Source organism: Bartonella sp. CL162QHHD, assembly GCF_042195435.1.
Lineage (GTDB): Bacteria > Pseudomonadota > Alphaproteobacteria > Rhizobiales > Rhizobiaceae > Bartonella.
The window spans coordinates 20,614-38,471 of the sequence record NZ_JBHIOG010000018.1; the positions used below are offsets into that span (position 1 = coordinate 20,614).

Genomic DNA, 17,858 nt, shown 5'->3' on the forward strand with positions numbered 1-17,858 from the left:
CATGATCGAGCGTTCTTTTTCTTCTCGACATATTGGGCTGCGTCCTGATGAAACACAAAAAATGCTTGATATTTTAGAGCTTGATTGTGTTGATACACTCATTTCTCAAGCTGTTCCACACTCTATCCACTTGGGACGTTCATTGAATCTTCCAGAGGCTGCTAGTGAAGGACAAGCCTTGGAAGAACTCTCCAAGATGATGGAGCGTAACCATGTGCACAAAAGTTTTATTGGACAAGGATATCATGGAACTTATGTGCCTCCGGTTATTTTACGAAATCTGTTTGAAAATCCGGCTTGGTATACTGCTTATACGCCTTATCAAGCAGAAATTAGCCAGGGTCGTTTAGAACTTTTGTTTTATTTTCAGACATTGGTTAGTGAACTAACAGGTTTGCCTGTTGCTGCTGCTTCTCTTCTTGATGAAGCAACTGCTTTAGCTGAAGCCAATGCCCTTGCTTTTCGCTTTTTCCGTGAGAAAAAAACAAAAATTTCTCTTCAGAGTCTTTTACATCCTCAGATTTTGAGTGTTGCGCAAACGCGTGCTGAAACACAAGGGATTCAGATTAGCCAAAATGGCGAAATTGCTTCTGATACAGCAGCAATTGTTTTATCTTGGCCAGATACAAAAGGCTCTTTTCATGATTACAGTGAGATCATAAAAGAGGCAAAGGAAAAGGGAGCTTTAGTTATCGTTGTGGCTGATCCTTTAGCGCTTACCCTTATGGAGCCACCGGCTCAATGGGGGGCAGATATCGTTGTTGGCTCTATGCAGCGTTATGGCGTTCCAATGGGATTTGGTGGTCCACATGCTGGTTACCTTGCCGTGAGTGATGCGTTAACGCGGCTTATTCCAGGGCGTATTGTTGGTCAATCCGTGGATACGAGAGGGCGTGTTGGTTTTCGTTTAGCTTTGCAAACACGCGAACAACATATTCGGCGCGATAAAGCGACGTCAAATATTTGTACAGCGCAGGCTTTATTGGCTAATATGGCAACCGCTTATGCTGTTTGGCATGGGCCAAAAGGTTTACAAGAAATTGCGCAGCGAATTCATCATTTAACATGTCGTTTTGTTGCTGGTTTAGAAGCAGCAGGGGTTCATGTTGAAGGGAAAAGCTTTTTTGATTGTGTGAGTATTTCTGTTAAGGGAAAAGCGCGAGAGATTGCGCATCAAGCCAAAATAGGTGGACGCCTTATTCGTGTTCTCGATGATGACACTATTGCAATCAATTTTGATGAATTATCGACAGAAGAAGATGCTGGTGCTTTAGCGCAGCTTTTTGGGGCACAATTAGGCGATCAGGTTTCTCCACAGCTCTATGGAAAAAAACGGGATGCTGCTTTTCTTTCTCAGCCTTTTTTTCATGCTGTTCATTCAGAGACAGATATGATGCGCTTTTTGCGTCGTTTGGCGGATAAGGATTTGGCGCTGGACCGTGCTATGATCCCTCTTGGTTCTTGTACAATGAAGCTTAATGCAGCTGCTGAATTGATGCCTGTGAGTTGGGCGAGCATGGCCAATATACACCCCTTTGTTTCACAAGAGGATGCAGCGGGATATTTGGAGATGATCAACCAGTTAAATGCGTGGTTGTGCGAAATTACAGGATTTGCGCAAGTTTCTTTTCAGCCAAATTCTGGTGCTCAAGGTGAATATGCTGGTCTTTTGGCTATCCGACGATATTACCAATCACGGGGAGAACATCAACGTACAGTTTGTCTTATTCCTGCATCTGCGCATGGTACCAATCCAGCTTCGGCCCATATGGCAGGGATGGAAGTCGTTGTGGTAAAATGTTTAAGCGATGGTGATGTTGATGTAGACGATCTCAAAATGAAAGCGCAATTGCATAAAGATAAATTGGCTGCTCTCATGATTACTTATCCTTCAACCCATGGTGTTTACGAGGAAAGCATTAAGGAAATTTGTTCTATTATTCATGAAAATGGCGGACAAGTTTATTTTGATGGTGCTAATCTCAATGCCCTTGTGGGTCTTGCTCGTCCTGCGGATATTGGCGCTGATGTTTGTCATATGAATCTTCATAAAACATTTGCTATTCCTCATGGTGGTGGTGGTCCTGGTATGGGACCAATTGGAGTTGCAGCGCATCTCAAACCATTCTTACCAGGTCATGAACAGGATGGGACAACACATGCGGTTTCTGCTGCTCCTTATGGAAGTGCGTCTATTCTTGCAATTACATGGATGTATATTCGAATGATGGGGGCTGATGGCTTAAAATATGCAACACAAATAGCCATTTTAAATGCCAATTATATTGCGGCACGTCTTTCAGCCGCTTATTCCATTCTTTATCGGGGCAAGCATGGACGTGTTGCGCACGAATGTATTGTGGATACACGCGTGTTGAAAGAGCAGTATGGGGTGAGTGTTGATGATATTGCAAAACGTCTCATTGATTATGGATTTCATGCGCCCACGATGTCGTTCCCTGTTCCGGGAACTTTGATGATTGAGCCAACGGAATCAGAACCAAAAGCAGAGATTGATCGTTTTTGTGATGCTTTACTCTCTATTGCTGAAGAAGCTAAGAAAGTTGGTAGCGGGGTTTGGCCAAAAGACAATAATCCATTGGTGAATGCCCCTCATACAGTGGCAGATACTTTAGATGATGCTTGGGCACGACCCTATTCGCGACAAGAAGCTGCTTTTCCCAACAGTTCTCTTGATCCAGCCAATAAATATTGGCCTCCTGTATCGCGTATTGATAATGTTGCGGGAGACAGAATGCTCATTTGTTCGTGCCCGCCATTGGGAAATACCTATTAAATAACAAATATGTATTTAATTTATTTATTTGCATAAACAAAAAAAGCCCACACATTTTGTGTGGGTTTTTTACTTGTTGATCATGATGGCGTTATTTGTCTATTTTCTAGAATTTTGCATTGTTTTTTTACAACATGAGCAAAATCGAAAAAGTCGACAAAAAAGCTGTGTTTTGTCGGCAATAGGCATGCTCTCCTTTGTCTTCTACCGTATGACATGGTTTTAGTGACTAGTCGGCATCGGTTTAGCCAGCTAATTCATGTAAACGAGAGTGAAACCTATGAGGATAGGGGCACGTCTGTTGCATGTGTTGTGATATACTACTTCTCATTAAGGTGACGACGACCGGTTGTAGAAAGAATAAAATCAAATTTAATGTTTTTGATGATAAAGACACGCGAAACTCTGTTGTTGCATCTTTTCGAGTCAAGAATTGTCTAAATATTTCTCTTTAATCTGCTTTTTGTAAATATGATGAAAAAATATGTAAGAACACCTGTCAGAATGAGCAAACGCAAAGCCAAATGTATTATGGTTGTTTTTTACAAGGGGTCTTATAAAAAGCCGGCACATCTTTCCACTCCATTGCAGGTCAGTTTGTGACTTTACGGCGCTGTTTTTCTAAGAGCCCGTGTTCTTTCGCTGTTGCCTGTAAATCAACATCCAAACTTAACGCAGCGACATGTTTTAAGTCAGAGATTGAGAAAAAAAGAGCTTTATGAGTCGTTCCTGCTTTTGTCTGTCAGATGAGGGCGGGGGGATTGTGTATTTCTGTTGACGTAACCTTTGAAACTGGAAGACAATCTAATTTTGGGAAAATGTAAAGCCGTAAAGGTGAAAATCAATCCTCAGTTTGTCATCTCCTCTTAATTCAGCTTTGCGGCTTTCAAAAGCATTTAAAGTAATATTTTTTTAATAATGGGGATTACACATTGCTCCATACTTTATATTTATTGTGTTCTTTAGTGGGGGAATGATCCTCATGTAAAACAGAACGCTTCAAAAAGAATATACTTGAGTTGTTAATTCACGTGTTTGTTTTAAAGAGACACTTCGCTCCCAATCCCATTTCGCGACGGCGCTCGTGAATGGTGTAAGGGTAAATCCATTGATTCCCCACTATCTTTACGCTCTATGAAGAAGGAAGTTGGCACTATCATACACTTTTCCAGCTCGTGGGTGCTGCTTACAGCCCTTGGTATTTGAGGCGGTTCATTAGAAGCATTATTCTTTTCTTAAATCATTTTTATCTACACATAATCCAGCTTGTGGTATGCAAGCGAATGATTTTAATTGGGAAATTAATTTTAAAAACTTTGTAGTAGATGCTTTTTTGTCAATTTATGGGGAAAGGCTAAGTTTTTGTATTTTGGGTGAAAGCTACTTCCATAAAACAGTCCATCAACTTGTCTGTTTTGAGATTTCTGTGAATGTACGGTGTCTATGACCATTCTATGTGGTTGATTGTTGTAAAATCTTTTGTAAAAGCTCCTTAATTTTCTAAAAGGATGATTTTTATCAATTTATTTTTTTAAAGAGTTTTTATGTGTAAATGTATTTATAGCGGGAGCCAAGAGATGTTAGAATTTCATTGGGAAGGGTATCGGCATCTATAGATACTTTTTCAAGTGTTTGATGGGGCCCAATGAGTTCTACCCAGTCACCTGTTTGAGGTTTTTGTTCAAGATCGGTCGTATCTACAATAATGGAATCCATAGAAACCCGCCCAACCATGGGAAGTTTGTGCCCGTTGAAATAAACTGTTCCTTTATTCGAAAGAGCACGGAGCCAGCCGTCTGCGTAGCCTATAGAAATGGTTGCAAGAGTGCTTGGTCTGTTGGTTATAAAGCTTTCTCCATAACCAATAGGTGCTCCTATATCAACAACGCGGCTTTGAATGACTTGGGCTTCAAGTCTTAAAACAGGTTTTAGAAGGGATGTGTGTTTTTCTTGGGGGGCGATTCCGTAAAGTGCAATACCGGGACGAACAAGATCAAAATAAAAATCTGATCCTAGAAAGATACCTCCAGAATTGGCAAAGGAAACTTTGCAAGCAGGCAATTGCGCAAGGATCGTTTTGAAAGCAGTCAATTGGGCATAATTTGATGGATGGGTATCATCTTCTCCGTTAGAAAGGTGACTAAGAATATATTTTATTTCTGCTTTTTCGAAAATTGTAGGGTGTTTGATGAGTTTTTGTAATTCTTTTTGATTAAGTCCTAATCGGTTCATATGGGTATCGATTTGAACAATTGCTGGAAATTTTTTATCTTTTTTTTGACAAATTTTTTGCCAATTTTCAATGGCATTCCAAGAGTTTAGAACAGGAACAATGCCAGATTGTGCGACAAACTCTTCTGCTAAGTGTGGAAGTCCATTCAGAAGGGAAATCGTGACATTTGATGGTAAAATGCTTTTTAATTGGAGTGCTTCTATGATTTGGGCGACAAAAAAAGTGCGACAACCAGCTTGATAAAGGGCAGGAGCAATTTTGTGAGCTCCTAATCCATAGGCGTTTGCCTTTACAACTGCTGAACATTGCGTTGGAGCTACACGTTTGGCTAAAGTGATATAATTGGCAACAATGGCACTGACATCGACGGTTGCTACAGCTGCATAGAGTGATGTATCTATTTCATCATTAACGGATTTTTTCATTTTAAAAGCTTATCTGTGTTCGTGAAATACGGGGTTTTTTGGTTATTTCATTGAGGTTCTTTACGATATAGGGAAAGGCACTATTTTCTATGGTCAAAATCATAAGAATCCTATACTGCCATTAAAGTCGTTTTTTATGTAAAATGCTACTTTGGATATAAGAGATACTTTAGTTTTATTTGTGTTGTTATCAACATGGTATCTTCTAATAATTTGTAAAACATAAACTTTTTACTTATTTTCCCTAGTTTAGGCATATAAAAAATAAACATAGTTTATTGTATTGTATCATTTTGAAGAGTGCAATATTAGGCTGTTGTTGCTGGTGCGATTGTTTTGATTAAATATTGCACTGGCTGCTTATTCAGAGAAGATAAAATGATTAAATTAACCACGTTAAATCAATGCATTACAAGTTTTTTACCATGAGGGGAAAGATCACTTATCTGTGCAATTTTGGATGTCGTCTTATGCACTTAAAATTATTTTTGTTAAATGGAAAACAGTGTGTAAACATTTTCTGATACATTAAAAACTGTTGACTTAGAAAACCCGTTGATTTGGATATTATTTATTTTCAAGATGGATTGGGTATCCAATATTTACTTTCTAGTCTTTGATTGGTTTTAAGTGAAATCAATTTTATCGCTGATAGAGCGCGCTAGATTCATTTATTTAATTTTGACATAAAAGTGTTAACCTTGAGGCTTTTGTTTTAAGAAAATTGTTGGCAGATGGTTGTGCAAGTACTATATCACGTCAAGGATTCGAAATTTAACGTTCAATAAAATATAGGGAAGAGTATGAATACGTCTGCTACCAATGTTCCGTCAAGCATCAGCAGCGTTGCAAATTTTCCGATTCCTGAGAATGTGTTCGCCCTTACTGTCCAAGAGGTTTGTCACTACACAGATCGGTTATTTAAATTCCGTCTGAATCGTCCGGAAAGTTTTCGTTTTCGTTCGGGTGAGTTTGTTATGATCGGTTTGCCAAATGCAGAAAAGCCGATTTATCGCGCTTATTCGATTGCAAGCCCCTTTTGGGATGAACAGCTTGAGTTTTTTTCGATAAAAGTTCCAGGGGGACCTTTAACCGAGCATCTCCAAAAAATTAAAATTGGTGATACAGTTCTCATGCGTAAAAAATCTACAGGAACGCTGGTTCTTGATGCTCTTATTCCTGGAAAACGTCTTTATCTTCTTTCAACTGGGACGGGAATTGCTCCTTTTGCAAGCCTTATTCGTGATCCTGAAACTTATGAAAAGTTTGCAGAAGTTGTCCTTATTCAAACAACGCGCGAAAAGAATGAGTTAATTTATGCAAAAGATCTTGTTTCCTCTTTGCAACAAGATCCACTCATTGGAGAGTATGCACAACAGTTGAGATTTTATCCTATGACTACTCGTGAATCTTCTGAGCATATGGGGCGTATTACGACTGTTATGGAAAGTGGGGACTTTTTTGAAACAACTGGCCTTCCTAAAATTCATCCTGATGAAGATCGGGTGATGATTTGTGGTTCCATGGCAATGTTAAAAGATTGCGCAAGGATGTGTGAAAGCTTTGGTCTTGTTGAAGGGGCCAATAATGCTCCTGCTACTTATGTTGTAGAGCGCGCTTTTGTGGAGTAATGGGTGGGAAAATTGGTGCTTTATCTTCTTTCAAACCGGTACGGGGTTTTTCCTTTTGCAAGCTTTATTCGTGATTCTGACACTTATGAAAAATTTTCAGAAGTTGTTCTTATTTAAATAACGCGCGAAAAGAATGAGTTAATTTGTGCAAAAGATCTTGTTTTCTCTTTGCAACAAGATTCATTCATTGGGGCATATGCACAACAGTTGAAATTTTATCCTATGACTACTTGTGAGCTTTCTGAGCATATGGGGCGTATTACGACTGTTATGGAGAGTGGGAGCTTTTTTGAAACAACAGGCCTTCCTAAAATTTATCCTGATGAAGATCGGGTGATGATTTGTGGTTCCATGGCAATGTTAAAAGATTGCGCAAGGATGTGTGAAAGCTTTGGTCTTGTTGAAGGGGCCAATAATGCTCCTGCTACTTATGTTGTAGAGCGCGCTTTTGTGGAGTAATGGGTGGGAAAATTGGTGCTTTATCTTCTTTCAAACCGGTACGGGGTTTTTCCTTTTGCAAGCTTTATTCGTGATTCTGACACTTATGAAAAATTTTCAGAAGTTGTTCTTATTTAAATAACGCGCGAAAAGAATGAGTTAATTTGTGCAAAAGATCTTGTTTTCTCTTTGCAACAAGATTCATTCATTGGGGCATATGCACAACAGTTGAAATTTTATCCTATGACTACTTGTGAGCTTTCTGAGCATATGGGGCGTATTACGACTGTTATGGAGAGTGGGAGCTTTTTTGAAACAACAGGCCTTCCTAAAATTTATCCTGATGAAGATCGGGTGATGATTTGTGGTTCCATGGCAATGTTAAAAGATTGCGCAAGGATGTGTGAAAGCTTTGGTCTTGTTGAAGGGGCTGATATTCTTGCACTTTATATTAGATTGTAGAAAGAGCTTTTTTCGAGGGAGAGGGAAGTTGTGATGCGGTATATGCTAATGCAGTAATCGAATCCCAATCACTTATTGCAATGAGTTGTTGGGGCGCTATCCAAGAACCACCAACGCAGAAGACATTGGGCAGTTGAAGCCATTGTGTTGCACTTTTTTGTGTAATACCGCCTGTTGGGCAAAACCGGATATCAGAGAAGGGAGATGCTAAAGCTTCAATGAAGGAAATACCTCCAGCAGCTTCAGCAGGGAAAAATTTAAGATATGAATAGCCTTTGTTTAATGCTTGCATGAGTTCACTTGGGGTCATTGCAGCGGGAAGAAGGGGAATTTCACTATTTTTTGCACAATTGATTAGTTCATTGGATAATCCGGGGCTTACAATAAACTTGGCTCCAGCTTGTTCGGCTTTTTCGTAATGTGTTGTGTTGAGAATTGTGCCGGCTCCAACAATTGCTTCAGGGACTTCTTGTGTAATTTTCTGAATTGCTTTGAGGGCATTTGGTGTTCGCAAGGTGATCTCAATTGTTTTTAATCCACCTTTGACAAGAGCGCGTGTTAAGGGTACAGCACTTTGTAGATTGTCAATGAGCAAAACAGGTATAACAGTTTGTCCTTGGAGATATAATAAAAGCTTTTCTCTTTTTTGGCACATGATATTTTTTCTTCTTGGAGATGATATTGTTTGTATCGTTTGATTAAGCACAATATGTTAAAGAGTACATGAATAAATCTTGAAATTGAATGAAACGCGCGTTATGGCAAAACACATGGAAAAGAATTTTAAAGTTGCTGCACTTTATTGCTTTGCAGATTTGAAACATTATCATCAATTACAAAAACCTTTGCAGGAATTATGTCAAGCAAAGGATATCAAAGGCACTCTGCTTTTAGCACAAGAGGGAATTAATGGAACAGTTGCTGGTTCTTGTGCGGCAATTGAGGCATTGGTGGACTTTATTATGGCTGAACCAGCGTTTCAAACGCCGGAGATTAAATATTCATGGGCATCAAAAATGCCTTTTCATCGCATGAAAGTGCGGTTGAAAAAAGAGATTGTAACAATGGGGGTTGAAGGGGTTGATCCGCTAAAAGTTGTTGGTACTTATGTGGATCCTGAAGATTGGAATGCTCTTATTCAAGATGAAGAGACAATTTTGATCGATACGCGTAATGATTATGAATATGCAATAGGGAGTTTTCAAGGAGCGATTGATCCGCAGATTAAAACATTTCGCGAATTTCCTGAATGGGTGCGTAAACATGAGGCTGAGTTAAAGAAAAAAAAGAAAATTGCCATGTTTTGTACAGGTGGTATTCGGTGTGAAAAATCAACAGCTTATGTTCGTGATCTTGGTTATGAGCAAGTCTACCATCTAAAAGGAGGTATTCTCAAATATTTAGAAAAAATTCCAAAAGAGAAAAGTTTATGGTGGGGTGAGTGTTTTGTTTTTGATGAGCGTGTTTCTGTTCATCATGGTCTTGAAGAATGTGGACGCGAATTATGTCGCGCGTGTCGTTCTCCTCTTAATGCTGAAAGCAAATTATCGCCTCATTATGAGGAAGGTGTTTCCTGTGATGCTTGTTATAACACGCGTAGTGAAGCCGATAGAGAGCGCTTTCGTGAGCGCCATAGGCAGTTTCAATTGTTGAAGTTGCGTGCAATTGATTCTCATCAAGGGACATAAGGATATCGCAGTGTAGGGCTTTAAATTGTAGCGTTTTTCTCTTAAATTTAAGAGAGAAGAGTTTTTTAATATTAGTAGAAAAATATTTTATAAGACCGGATATTATTCGGTCTTTTTGTTTATGTTAAATTATTTGACTTATAAGTAATCATTATAGATTGTTTACTTTCTTTGACTTTATAGGATTGAGTATTTCAAATACTTTTCATTTTAAAATAGAAAAGTCATTTACGAACAATTTAGCACATTGATTTATAATAATTGGCTATTTACATCTTGAATAAGAGATCTAAATATCGTCAGAATTCTCTCATTCCAAGCCTGTTTCTATGGTTGAATCAATAAAAACCATATCTCTTCCACGTTACAAGCGGGGAAAGTCACGTGGAGTAAAACAATACAAGAAGGACGTGCCTCTTATTAATCGTCTCAAATGTCAAGGGCTGTCACAACATTGGGGGCTTAGTGTGTGATGATGATCAGCTTGCTCTTTTATGAAGCCTAAAAATAGTGGGTTCAATAGATTTTATATTATTTTATTGGGGGTACTATTCTATCATTTATGGGCGCTGGTGTGAAGTTGGCTCGAGCACTTTAAGAAATGTTTCTTTAAAGAAAGTACGTGAAGATACAACCCAACTATATTCCGTTTGGGGTATTCTGTTTTACATGAGGGGAGTGATCCCATGAAAGTGGATGAATGACCTTGTTTGGTGGGGGAGAGTGTTGTTTTTTCGCATCATTTTATCTTTAAGAATTAAAAAATGTTTAAAATTAAAAAAATGATTGAAATGAGAAAGAATTCGTTTTATAGGATGCCTTGCCCAAAGTCGCACGTGCCTGTGGGTGTCCGCTGGTTCTCAAATGGTGAGATTAACCGGTACGGTACCTGGAACTAACCGCTCCAGTCATTCTTACAGCCAATTGCAAGAATGAGGACATCTTGAAGCAACGACGGTGCGGGCCTTTCTGGTGTCTTCCAGCTTTTAAATGCTGGGATAACTATAGAGGCACACCTCATTGCCTTCAGTGCGGAAGTGGTTTTCTCAACTCCAATCAAAAAGGCATATAAAATAGAATAACGCGGTTTCGCGCTGTTCTTTCGCAGCATGCAATGCTAATTTCTGGTTTTTTGTAATCAGAATGGGGATGGTTGTTGTGTGTTTTTTGTCCTTTAGCTTTTGGCAGCTTTGGCTGTCTAAGCATAGAGTGGGGGAGCGTTCCCTCAAGGAGAATTGCAGATGGCAACGCAACGTATTCGCGATTTTCTTGCAACACATCGTTCTGAAGGTCCATGCTTAATTGTTGACCTTGATGTTGTTCGTGATAACTATTTAAATTTTGAAAAAGCTCTGCCGCAGTCTCGTATTTTTTACGCAATAAAGGCAAATCCAGCTCCTGAAATCTTGCGTTTGCTAAGTTCTTTAGGATCTTCTTTTGATGCGGCTTCTGTTGCAGAAATTGAAATGGCTTTAAAAGCAGGAGCAACGTCAGAGCGTATTTCTTTTGGAAATACGATTAAAAAAGAGCGTGATATTGCACGAGCATATGCATTGGGAGTTTCACTTTATGCTGTTGATTGTGTTGAAGAAGTGGAAAAAATTGCGCGTGTTGCTCCAGGAGCACGTGTTTTTTGCCGTGTTCTTACCGATGGCAAAGGTGCAGAGTGGCCATTGTCACGCAAATTTGGTTGTGTTCCAGATATGGCGGTTGATGTTCTAAGACGGGCACACCAATTGGGTTTGCAAGCCTATGGTGTTTCTTTTCATGTTGGATCTCAGCAGGTTGATTTGAGTGCGTGGGATCGTGCTTTATCGGATGCTTCTACAGTTTTTAAGCGTTTGGAACAAGAAGGCATTTCACTAAGGTTGGTGAATATGGGGGGCGGTTTTCCAACGCGTTATTTGAAAGATGTCCCTACAGAACAAGCTTATGGTACAGCAGTTTTTGATTCATTGAAAAAGCATTTTGGTAATCGTATCCCTGAGACGATTATTGAGCCAGGACGTGCGATGGTTGGCAATGCTGGTGTTATTCGTACAGAAGTTGTTCTAATATCTAAAAAAGCTGATAACGATAATGTACGATGGGTTTATCTTGATATTGGGAAATTTAATGGTCTTGCTGAGACTATGGATGAAGCCATTCGTTATCCTATTGAGACACCTCATGATGATAAGGTGATGGAGCCTTGTATTTTGGCTGGACCGACATGCGATTCGGCAGATGTTCTCTATGAAAAAACACCTTATCCGCTTCCTCTATCCCTAACGATAGGAGATGAAATATTGATTCATGGAACGGGTGCTTACACAACAACTTACGCATCGGTTGCTTTTAATGGTTTTGAGCCTTTACGATCATATGTGATCTGACATTTCCTTTTAACTATAGTTTTTTAGATTTTTTGCTATGCTCGTCATGGCGCTGTAAGAGGGCGGTTATAGAGATGAACATGATTAATTTTCAAACAAAAGATGGGGCATGTTTTACACTTTTATTGGAGCAAGAAGCCGATAAGCCTTATCGAGAAAATTTGCTTGATTCAATGATGGGGTATGGACGTAAACGTAAATCATCAGAGGTTTTACGTCGTGGTCGTTTGGCTGCTCAAGGGCTCTCTTTTGTGGTTAAAAATGTGCTTGGAGAGCTTGTGGGAAGTGTCCGTCTTTGGCATGTTTCTTTTTCTAAAGAAAAAAATGAAACACAACATGCTTTACTTTTAGGCCCCTTGGCTGTTGCGTCTGAATGTGCTGGTATGGGAATAGGATCAATTTTAGTCCGACATGCAATTGAAACAGCAAAAAAATTGGGATATGGCGCCATTTTGCTGGTAGGGGATTTTGAATTTTATCAACGTTTTGGCTTTTCAAATAGTTTAACAGAAAATTTGGCAATGCCTGGTCCTTACGAAAAACATCGCTTTCAAGCGTTGGAACTGATACCACATTATCTTTCTGGGTGTTATGGCACTTTGGTTCCTAGTGGAGAACGAGAAGTTTCAAATCGTTTTCAGCATCATAAAGTCGCTTGAAGATAGTGTTTATTTCGTTTTTCAGCAGCTGCCATTGAGAAGAGCATACCGTTTTGACAGTGCCAAGGTATTTAGCGGTACAAAGTTTTGGGGAGTTGTATTGCGATTTTATTATATGGCTTTTTCTTTATGGGGCTGGTTTCTTATTTTTGATAATTTCAGTTAAGTGAGTAAGAATATATTTTAAGCTCATTTTTTGAAATAGTGTCTTATTTTATAATACTGAAGGAACCGGATTTTTGAGTTGTCTTGTGTTCTTTTAAAGTCGCTATCATCATACAGTTTTCCAGTTTTCAATATCGTTGATAAATCTTGCATAAAAACGGTTGGATATTTTACTTTTTTCTTAAACAGTTTTTATTTCTTTGCTTTTTATGTGCAAGGGAATGGTTTTGATTGATTCAATAGAGAGATATTTTGAGAAATTTTATACCATTTCAGCTCTTGTTGAAAGAGAAGGGGCTTAAGAAAGAAAAATATGTAGCAGTAGAATCAAAATTGTAAGTATCAGCTTTTTTTAAAGAGTGTAAAAAAATAAAATTACATGTTTAAAAGCAGCTTTTTTGAAAAAAATATATCATTACTTTTTTGCTATAAAGGTAAATCGTTTTGCAATTGGCATGAGAGGATCAAATACAAAATGATTTTCTCATGTAAAATTTTGCATTCAGAATCAAAAAAAACGTTATCCTACACATTATAAGAGAAATATGTGCGTGAATAAAAATCACAAGAATCATAAATCTTTTATGAATATTCTTGTAAGAATCAAAAGAGTGAAGGCACAGAATCTTAACAAAATAGTTTTTATGAGGATAGTAGCGTAAAAAGGGGGTAGATAGATGAGAGATTTAATGTTTTTTACCCTATGGTGATAAATCAAAAATCTTATAGAAATGGCTGCTTTATCTTTATGGTGTGGAGCACTTTAGATAAGCTCTTTGTTTATTATCATCTAGAACAATTTTTGTATGCGAGAAGTTGTTTTTAAGTGCGGAAAGAGCCCGCATTAAAAGAATTTTTATCAGAAGAATCATTTAGAATCATATGTTTATTTATACTGTCTCTTGAGACAAGATAAAGTGCATAGGAAACGAGCAAAGTGATAAGGATAAAAAATATTTCTCAATTTTAATTAAGCTTAGTGATTTGGTGGTGAATCCATGAGAGGTGGTATTTTTTTGAGAAACATGGTCATAAATGTCAAAACACCAAAAATGATGGTTATGATAAAGAAAATATCACTAATAGCCATAATGGTTGCTTGTATGCGTACCATACCAAACAATTGAGAAAGAGCCAGAGTATAGGAATCAAAGGTTTCTGTTTTGAATAATACAGTAAGATTTGAAAGCATTTCAGTTGCTTGTCTGTTTGCGTAGTTAAGAGTTTCGGCTATTCGTTCATGATGGAAGTCTGTGCGTTTTGTTATGAGAGTGTTGATAATGGCAAGCCCTACAGCCCCACCTAGATTCCGGGTGAGATTAAAGAGTCCAGAAGCATTTTGCATCCGTTCTGGTGGGAGTGTTCCCAAGGCAATATTATTAATAGGAACCATACATAACATTACAGAAGCACCACGGAAAACTTGCGGCCAAAAAAGCTGCCAAAAATCCCAGTTATCTGTGATAGAGCTCGCCATCCAAATACCTATTGCAAAACCAAAAAGTCCTATTGCCATCATTAAACGTGCATCCATTCGTGCTGAAAGAAATCCAGCAAGCGGGGCAGTTAATAACATGACGAATCCTGAAAGAAACAATGTTTCTCCAATCATGAGGGCATCAAAGTGGCGGATTTGGCTTAAATAGACAGGATAAAGGTACGTGAGTCCATAAAGGCCTATTCCCAATGAAAAGGAAAAAATGGATGCAGCTGAAAAATTAAAATTAGAAAAAGTAGAGAGATCTACAATGGGTTCTTTTACTGTAAAAGCACGCCAGAAGAATAAGGCTGCAGCAAGAATCATGGTAATGAACAAATCCCGAATCAGCGTATCACTCAGCCAATCATGACGTGCTCCTTCTTCTAGAATATACTCTAAAGTTCCCAAGAAAGTAGCCATAGAAATGAATCCTAACCAATCAAACTTCTTCATTAAAGAGGGATCAGCTTTATCAAAATCAATTAATTTCCAAGCGAGAATTGAGATGATAATCCCGCAGGGTACATTGATGAGAAAGAGCCAATGCCATGATGAGAGATGACAAATATAGCCTCCCACGGTTGGACCAATGGTGGGGGCCAATGTTGCTACTAGTCCAACAATAGGGGTAACAATTGGGCGTTTGGAAGGAGGAAAAAGAACATAAGAGGCGACAAAAACGCTTGGGATAATTCCTCCACCAATAAAACCTTGTAGTGCGCGATACAAAATCATCTCTCCAATAGATGTTGCTGTTGCACAAAGAACAGAAGTAATCGTAAACCCGATCGCTGATATGGTGAAGAAAACACGTGTTGAAAGCAATCTTCCTAAAAATCCAGAAAGCGGCAACATGATGACTTCAGCGATGAGATAGGAGGTTTGAACCCATGAAATTTCTTCAGAGCTTGCTGTAAGACCCGCTTGAATTTCAGCTAAAGAAGAGGAAACGATTTGGATATCTAAGATTGCCATAAACATGCCAAAAGACATAGCAATAAAAACTACAATTTTGCGCATTCCTATGCGTTCTTGAGACTGTATGAGCTCTGGTATGGAAGATGTCATAGTAAGATCTTCTACTTTTTTTATAAGAGACTTTTATCTTGTGGCTTTGTACGTGTATCAATTTTCACTGAAACACTCATTCCTGCTCGGATATGTCCGGTTTTTAAAACTTCTTCTGGAATAGAAATACGTACGGGAATGCGCTGGACAATCTTTGTAAAGTTACCGGTAGCATTTTGTGGAGGCAGAAGAGAAAAAACAGCGCCTGTTGCGGGCGAAATAGAAAGCACTGTTCCTGTAAAAACATCATCTTCGAAGGCATCAACAGAAATATAAGCTTTTTGTCCGGTATGAATGTCTTGTAGCTGTGTTTCTTTATAGTTTGCTTCAATATAAAGTGCATGTATGGGGACTAACGCCGCAAGACGTTGGCCATTTACAACAAAATCTCCCGTTTTTGCTGTTAAATTTCCTATAACTCCATCAAATGGCGCTCGTATAATGGTCGAATCAAGATCACGTTGTGCTTTTTTACGCGAGAGCTCTAAACTCTTTGTTTCGCTTTCTGTTTCACTTCGTTGCGCTTCTAGCACTCGGATATTTGCACGTGCTGAAGCCATTTTTGCATCCGCTCTGTTAACATTCGCAATGGCTTGTTCATAAGCGGATTTGGCATCATCAACATTGGATTGAGGAGCATAACGATTGGCTTTCAGTTCTGTTACACGTTTTAAGGTGAGTTGTGCATTGGTTGCTATGGCTGAAGCGGCTGCTTTTTGTGCTTTTGCATCATCTAAAGAACTACGAGCGGCTGTGATTTGCGCATCAATGCGTAGAAGTGTTTTTTTCTGTGTGTTAAGATGCGCTTCTGTTTGATCCAAGGCTATTTTATAATCACCATTGTCTAGGTAAAATAAAACATCGTCCTTTTTTACAACTTGGTTGGCTTTAATGGCAATTTTTTCAATATACCCATTTAATTTAGTCGCAATAGCGGCTATATCTCCTTGCACATAGGCATCTTCAGTGGACAGCATATAACGCCATTGCGTCGTCCACTTATAGCTAAACCAAAGTACAAAAAGCGCAAAGACGATAAGAAGAGCCTTGATTACTTTTTTTCGTTTCGTTTTATCGAGATTTTTTGTTGAAAAAATGGTCTCAGATACGGACATGATTTTATACTTTCAATATTTATGTTCTAACGAGTATAATAAGCCTCTCACTCTAGGGTAGGGTGATATATGCACGGACGATAAGAGCTTTTCCAACAATAAGGCGATTCCTGCTACATAATGCTAAATATATAAACTTGCAAGTTAGAGATCTTATTTCCAAGTTAGATGTCTTATTTTATTGCGCATTTTTTACAAAGACCTCGTACTTCTAGGGTGCTTTTGTGTGCTTGGAAGCCAACCGCTTGAACCATCTGTTTTAAACTTGATACAATCGTTTGATTTTGTATTTCGTTGACTGTGCCACAGTTTAGGCATCTTCAGTGGACAGCATATAACACCATTGCGTCGTCCACTTATAGCTAAACCAAAGTACAAAAAGCGCAAAGACGATAAGAAGAGCTTTGATTACTTTTTTTCGTTTCATTTTATCGAGATTTTTTGTTGAAAAAATGATCTCAGATACGGACATGATTTTATACTTTCAATATTTATGTTCTAACGAGTATAATAAGCCTCTCACTCTAGGGTAGGGTGATATATGCACGGACGATAAGAGCTTTTCCAACAATAAGGCGATCCCTGCTACATAATACTAAATATATAAACTTGCAAGTTAGAGATCTTATTTTCAAGTTAGATGTCTTATTTTATTGCGCATTTTTTACAAAGACCTCGTACTTCTAGGGTGCTTTTGTGTGCTTGGAAGTCAACCGCTTGAACCATCTGTTTTAAACTTGATACAATCGTTTGATTTTGTATTTCGTTGACTGTGCCACAGTTTTCGCAAATTATAAACGTTGTAAGTTCATGTTGACAGTTTTCAGGGTGTAAACAGACCATAAAGGCATTTACACTTTCAAGACGATGAATACACTTTAACTGTACGAGTTTTTCTAACGCACGATAAACTTGGAGAGGTGCGCGAAAACCTTCTTCGCGTAAGTGATTGAGAATCGCATAAGCACTTAAAGGCCCTTTTGCATTTTTTAAAGTATTTAAAACCAATGTTTGGTTACGCGTCAGTTTAGATGACATGGACATCTTCCTTTTGCTCCCATGGAAAAGCATAAAGCGTGTAAGATATTTATGCAATGGTGATTATAGAATATGTACTCTAATCTTTAGCCGTTTACATGACATCATTGCGATATGTAAGAAAAGTTGCAACCGTTGTGAGGGGAGGGGTATTATAATCTGAAAGCCGCTGCTATCCAGCAAGAAACTTTTATACGCTTCTTATTTTTCCAATAATGTCTTGAAATAGGATTTTTTGTTACAATATTTTATTGGAAATGTTTGGGTTATTTTATTTAAAAAAA

General features: G+C 38.4%; 10 protein-coding genes and 4 pseudogenes. 7 read left to right on the forward strand and 7 right to left on the reverse strand.

Going from position 1 to position 17,858, the window contains the following annotated elements; all coding sequences use genetic code 11:
* The first annotated feature begins 1 nt into the window (after position 1).
* Positions 2-2,797, forward strand: a complete 2,796-nt coding sequence (gcvP, locus tag ACFILD_RS01850) for an aminomethyl-transferring glycine dehydrogenase (protein WP_375664692.1) — start codon at positions 2-4, stop codon at positions 2,795-2,797.
* 1,542 nt (positions 2,798-4,339) lie between these two features.
* On the opposite strand, the gene alr is transcribed toward gcvP, so the two are convergent.
* The gene (gene alr, locus ACFILD_RS01855; protein ID WP_375631503.1) at positions 4,340-5,455 is read right to left on the reverse strand and encodes an alanine racemase; all 1,116 of its coding nucleotides are present in this window, start codon (positions 5,453-5,455) and stop codon (positions 4,340-4,342) included.
* Positions 5,456-6,258: 803 nt separating this feature from the next.
* On the opposite strand from alr, the gene ACFILD_RS01860 reads away from it, so the two are divergent.
* The 3 genes and pseudogenes from ACFILD_RS01860 to ACFILD_RS01870 form a co-directional block, all read left to right on the forward strand.
* Positions 6,259-7,086: a ferredoxin--NADP reductase gene (locus tag ACFILD_RS01860; protein ID WP_273791462.1), complete on the forward strand. Its 828-nt coding sequence runs from the start codon at positions 6,259-6,261 to the stop codon at positions 7,084-7,086.
* An 18-nt stretch (positions 7,087-7,104) separates the two neighbouring features.
* A pseudogene (locus ACFILD_RS01865) lies at positions 7,105-7,545 on the forward strand (ferredoxin--NADP reductase); the annotation flags it as partial.
* 18 nt (positions 7,546-7,563) lie between these two features.
* Positions 7,564-7,959, forward strand: a pseudogene (locus ACFILD_RS01870) (ferredoxin--NADP reductase); the annotation flags it as partial.
* Between the two features lie 16 nt (positions 7,960-7,975).
* Here the strand turns inward: ACFILD_RS01870 and eda are convergent.
* On the reverse strand, positions 7,976-8,641 hold the full coding sequence (gene eda / locus ACFILD_RS01875) for a bifunctional 4-hydroxy-2-oxoglutarate aldolase/2-dehydro-3-deoxy-phosphogluconate aldolase (protein WP_273791461.1): 666 nt from the start codon (positions 8,639-8,641) through the stop codon (positions 7,976-7,978).
* 115 nt (positions 8,642-8,756) lie between these two features.
* On the opposite strand from eda, the gene ACFILD_RS01880 reads away from it, so the two are divergent.
* The 3 genes from ACFILD_RS01880 (at position 8,757) to ACFILD_RS01890 (ending at position 12,708) form a co-directional block, all read left to right on the forward strand.
* Positions 8,757-9,674, forward strand: a complete 918-nt coding sequence (locus ACFILD_RS01880) for a rhodanese-related sulfurtransferase (protein ID WP_273791460.1) — start codon at positions 8,757-8,759, stop codon at positions 9,672-9,674.
* Positions 9,675-10,915: 1,241 nt separating this feature from the next.
* Positions 10,916-12,049 (forward strand): type III PLP-dependent enzyme, encoded by a 1,134-nt coding sequence (locus ACFILD_RS01885; RefSeq protein WP_273791459.1) that lies wholly within the window; start codon positions 10,916-10,918, stop codon positions 12,047-12,049.
* A gap of 74 nt (positions 12,050-12,123) precedes the next feature.
* Entirely contained in the window at positions 12,124-12,708 is a 585-nt protein-coding gene (locus tag ACFILD_RS01890) for a GNAT family N-acetyltransferase (protein ID WP_273791458.1), read from the forward strand.
* 1,141 nt (positions 12,709-13,849) lie between these two features.
* Here ACFILD_RS01890 and ACFILD_RS01895 read toward each other — a convergent pair.
* The 5 genes and pseudogenes from ACFILD_RS01895 to ACFILD_RS01915 all read right to left on the reverse strand — a co-directional run bounded on the left by ACFILD_RS01895 (position 13,850) and on the right by ACFILD_RS01915 (position 17,574).
* Positions 13,850-15,421 carry a DHA2 family efflux MFS transporter permease subunit gene (locus tag ACFILD_RS01895; protein WP_273791457.1) on the reverse strand — a complete coding sequence of 524 codons (1,572 nt, stop codon included), beginning with the start codon at positions 15,419-15,421 and terminating at the stop codon, positions 13,850-13,852.
* Positions 15,422-15,441: 20 nt separating this feature from the next.
* Positions 15,442-16,536 carry an HlyD family secretion protein gene (locus ACFILD_RS01900; RefSeq protein ID WP_375631506.1) on the reverse strand — a complete coding sequence of 365 codons (1,095 nt, stop codon included), beginning with the start codon at positions 16,534-16,536 and terminating at the stop codon, positions 15,442-15,444.
* A 173-nt stretch (positions 16,537-16,709) separates the two neighbouring features.
* Positions 16,710-16,853: pseudogene (locus ACFILD_RS01905) on the reverse strand (transcriptional repressor); the annotation flags it as partial.
* Positions 16,850-17,008 (reverse strand): annotated as a pseudogene (locus ACFILD_RS01910) (HlyD family secretion protein); the annotation flags it as partial. The pseudogenes ACFILD_RS01910 and ACFILD_RS01905, both read right to left, overlap by 4 nt.
* Before the next feature lie 173 nt (positions 17,009-17,181).
* The gene (locus ACFILD_RS01915) at positions 17,182-17,574 is read right to left on the reverse strand and encodes a Fur family transcriptional regulator (RefSeq protein ID WP_375612302.1); all 393 of its coding nucleotides are present in this window, start codon (positions 17,572-17,574) and stop codon (positions 17,182-17,184) included.
* Between the last annotated feature and the right edge of the window lie 284 nt (positions 17,575-17,858).

Coding starts and splice junctions, on each gene's coding strand:
- gcvP (WP_375664692.1), top strand. CDS start 2: ATGATCGAGCGTTCTTTTTCTTCTCGACATATTGGGCTGCGTCCTGAT.
- alr (WP_375631503.1), bottom strand. CDS start 5,455: ATGAAAAAATCCGTTAATGATGAAATAGATACATCACTCTATGCAGCT.
- ACFILD_RS01860 (WP_273791462.1), top strand. CDS start 6,259: ATGAATACGTCTGCTACCAATGTTCCGTCAAGCATCAGCAGCGTTGCA.
- eda (WP_273791461.1), bottom strand. CDS start 8,641: ATGTGCCAAAAAAGAGAAAAGCTTTTATTATATCTCCAAGGACAAACT.
- ACFILD_RS01880 (WP_273791460.1), top strand. CDS start 8,757: ATGGAAAAGAATTTTAAAGTTGCTGCACTTTATTGCTTTGCAGATTTG.
- ACFILD_RS01885 (WP_273791459.1), top strand. CDS start 10,916: ATGGCAACGCAACGTATTCGCGATTTTCTTGCAACACATCGTTCTGAA.
- ACFILD_RS01890 (WP_273791458.1), top strand. CDS start 12,124: ATGAACATGATTAATTTTCAAACAAAAGATGGGGCATGTTTTACACTT.
- ACFILD_RS01895 (WP_273791457.1), bottom strand. CDS start 15,421: ATGACATCTTCCATACCAGAGCTCATACAGTCTCAAGAACGCATAGGA.
- ACFILD_RS01900 (WP_375631506.1), bottom strand. CDS start 16,536: ATGTCCGTATCTGAGACCATTTTTTCAACAAAAAATCTCGATAAAACG.
- ACFILD_RS01915 (WP_375612302.1), bottom strand. CDS start 17,574: ATGTCATCTAAACTGACGCGTAACCAAACATTGGTTTTAAATACTTTA.